This is a genomic window from Candidatus Methylomirabilis sp. (genome assembly GCA_036000645.1).
In the GTDB taxonomy this organism is placed as follows: Bacteria; Methylomirabilota; Methylomirabilia; order Methylomirabilales; family JACPAU01; genus JACPAU01.
The window spans coordinates 1-2806 of record DASYVA010000055.1 but is presented as its reverse complement, the minus strand read 5'-3'; the positions used below and the strand labels follow the sequence as shown (position 1 = coordinate 2806).

Sequence of the window (2806 nt, the reverse complement as noted above, 5' to 3'; positions counted from 1 at the left end):
CTGGCGAGCGGCGCGGGGGTCAAGGAGGCGATGATCCGGGTCGCAACGATCAATCCGGGCCCCGCGATCAGGGCACTGAAAGCCAAGGGGTACGCGGTCCGGCAGGCCTGGCGGGCATAACGACGGAGCGGGGTGGGAGATGGATGCTACGCCGCAGGCGGGGTTGGGGACGGTACGGGAGTGGATGAGTCGGAATCCGGTCACGGTGTCGCCGGAGCATTCCGTGGAGCAGGTCATCCGGCTGATGCGGGCGCAGGGGATCCGTCACGTGCTCGTCATGGATGGCGGGCGCCTCGCAGGGATCGTCTCGAATCGCGATGTCCTCCGGCTCCTCCTTGGGGGGGAGCGCCTGCTCTCCCCCGGGGCCCCGATCGTCGAGATCATGACCGAGAACCCCGTGAGGGTGTCGCCGGACGCGCCGTTGACGGAGGCGGCCCGGGAAATGCTGGACAGGAGAATCGGCGCGCTGCCCGTTGTCGAGGGGGACCGGCCGATCGGGATCCTCACCAAGTCCGACGCGTTCGAGGCCCTGGTGAGATGGGCAGAGGGGGACCTGGGCCGGGTCCACGCGGGGGAGGTCGGCTGAGCCCGAGCAGATCGCCTTCGGCGCTCTTCGACCCGAAGGCCGTCGCGTCGGCGAGGACATCCAGTGGCCTTTGGGGGGTCCAGAAGGAGGAACGCATGCGCGTGTTGCTGGCGACCGACGGTTCCACGGATGCCCTGACGGCGACCCGGTGGTTGCGGCATTTTCCGTTGCCCGGGGACAGCCCGGTCTTGGTCCTGACGGTGGCCGTCGTCGTCGAGCCTCCGGTTCGGGCGGAGACCCTGAAGCACCTCAGGGACGCGATCCTCGCCGACGCCCGCCGGATCGGCGACGAGGCGGAGCGGCTCCTCGGTTCTCGCGGGCCGGGGGCCGAGCTGCGGGTGAGCGAGGGCGAGCCCCGGGCGGAGGTCATCCGGGCGGCGGAGGAGTGGGGCGCGGAGCTGGTTGTGGTGGGGGCCCGCGGCCTCGGCGGCGTCCGCGGGCTGCTGGTCGGCAGCGTCTCGCTGGACGTGGCCCGGCATGCCCCCTGCCCCGTCCTTGTGGTGAAGGGCCAGCCCCAGGGGTTCCGCCGCGTCGTCGTGGCCGTGGACGGGTCCCCCGATTCCCTGGAGGCCCTCCGCTTCTTCACCCTCCTGCCGCTCCCGGGGAAGCTGCGGGTGAGGCTCGTGGGGGTCGTGAACCGGCTTCGCATCCCCCCGCTGGCTCCTCGGGCCGCCCAGGCGCACCTGAGGGCCGTGGTGGCTCAGCTCGCGCGGGAGCGCCGCGCCGAGGTGGAGACCGCGCTCCAGCACGCCGCCGCCGAACTGCGGGACCGGGTCGGGGCCGTCGAGCTGGCGATCCCTGTCGGGAGGCCCGGGGAGCAGATCGTGCGCGAGGCCACCGAGTTCGGGGCGGACCTCGTCGTGGTGGGCGCGCGGGGCCTGGGCGGCGTGAAGCGGTTCCTCCTCGGCAGCGTGTCGGAGGAGGTCCTGCGCGCCGCACGCTGCCCCGTCCTGATCGGCAAGGGATCGTCCAGTGGAGCGGGCGGCCGCTGACCGGTCGGTGGGTGGGACCGAGCGGCGACAGTGGGGCGCCGCCGCCCCACCTTCCCCACGTGCGCCTGACGTGACTTCGCACGAAACTCGCAGGGTTACGCGCCACTTCCCGTGGCACCGCCCTTGCTCCTTTCTCCTGCGTGGCCCGGACGCACGAGGGCGCCCGGGGAAGGAGGAAGCCATGAAGGTCTCCAAGATTCTGGTTCCGCTCGATGGCTCATCCCTGGCCGAGGCTGCGCTCCCGAAGGCGCTCGAGCTGGGGGAGGCGTCGGACGCTCAGCTGATCCTGCTGCGGGCCGCGCAGGCCCATAGCCTCCCGGGCGTGGATCCCACCGATGCCCAGGTCAAGGTCGTGGGGGAGGCGGAGGAGTATCTGGCCCGGGTCGGGGACCGGCTCGCCGACCTCGGGTGCAAAAAGGTCGAGTGCTCGGTCTGGTACGGGTCTGCGCCCTACGCCATCGTCGAGGCGGCCCGGTTGTACAAGGTGGACCTGATCGTGATGACGACCCACGGCCGCAGCGGCCTGGGGCGCCTGATCCTGGGCAGCGTGGCCGAGTCGGTGCTGCGCGGGACCACCACCCCGATCCTGCTGTTGCGCGCTGCGGAGGCGCCCGTGGAGGCCCCCGCCGGCAAAGGAGAGGCCGTGGGCCAGGTAGCGGGCAGCCGCGGCTGAGACCGGGGGTTCCTTCACTGGAGGTCGGCGATGGCGGTGGAGATCCGGGGGCTTTCCCGCGACCCGGCCCTGCGCGCCCGGGTCGCCAGGCGGCTCAGCGCGGCCCTGGCGCCGTTGCGGGTCAAACCGGTGGCGGCGCGGGTGATCTTCTCCGATGAGAACGGGCCGAAGGGCGGGATCGCGATCCGGTGCGCGCTGATGGTCCGGCTGCCCTACCGGCCGACGATCCGGGTGGAGGACACGGCGGCAACCGCACGGCTGGCCTTCGACGGCAGCTTCGCGGCGCTCGAGCGGCGGGTCGCGCGATATCGCATCCGCGCGAGGGATCTCAGCCGCCGCCCGAAGAAGTATTTCGTCGCAAAGCGGCTGCTGGCGGCGGGTCTGCGGCCAGCCTCGCGGGATTGATGGCGCAACGAGCGGGAGAGCAGCGGACGCGGGGCCGTCGGAGCCTCCTCGGCAAGACGAAGAGAGGTGCGTGATGAAGCCGTTTCGCCGGATCCTCCATCCGACTGATTTCTCCAAGGCCTCCGGACCCGCCTTCGCCAGGGCCCTGGA

The 2806-nt window shown here is 72.0% G+C and carries 4 protein-coding genes; all 4 read left to right on the top strand.

The window, feature by feature from the left end; genetic code table 11:
- The first annotated feature begins 184 nt into the window (after positions 1-184).
- Positions 185-586 (top strand): CBS domain-containing protein, encoded by a 402-nt coding sequence (locus tag VGT06_03255; GenBank protein ID HEV8662150.1) that lies wholly within the window; start codon positions 185-187, stop codon positions 584-586.
- Between the two features lie 95 nt (positions 587-681).
- Positions 682-1578 (top strand): universal stress protein, encoded by an 897-nt coding sequence (locus VGT06_03250; GenBank protein HEV8662149.1) that lies wholly within the window; start codon positions 682-684, stop codon positions 1576-1578.
- A gap of 181 nt (positions 1579-1759) precedes the next feature.
- The gene (locus tag VGT06_03245) at positions 1760-2251 is read left to right on the top strand and encodes a universal stress protein (GenBank protein ID HEV8662148.1); all 492 of its coding nucleotides are present in this window, start codon (positions 1760-1762) and stop codon (positions 2249-2251) included.
- Between the two features lie 30 nt (positions 2252-2281).
- Complete coding sequence (locus tag VGT06_03240; GenBank protein HEV8662147.1) at positions 2282-2656, top strand: HPF/RaiA family ribosome-associated protein; 375 nt, start codon at positions 2282-2284, stop codon at positions 2654-2656.
- The last annotated feature ends 150 nt before the right edge of the window (positions 2657-2806 follow it).

Coding starts and splice junctions, on each gene's coding strand:
- VGT06_03255 (HEV8662150.1), top strand. CDS start 185: ATGAGTCGGAATCCGGTCACGGTGTCGCCGGAGCATTCCGTGGAGCAG.
- VGT06_03250 (HEV8662149.1), top strand. CDS start 682: ATGCGCGTGTTGCTGGCGACCGACGGTTCCACGGATGCCCTGACGGCG.
- VGT06_03245 (HEV8662148.1), top strand. CDS start 1,760: ATGAAGGTCTCCAAGATTCTGGTTCCGCTCGATGGCTCATCCCTGGCC.
- VGT06_03240 (HEV8662147.1), top strand. CDS start 2,282: ATGGCGGTGGAGATCCGGGGGCTTTCCCGCGACCCGGCCCTGCGCGCC.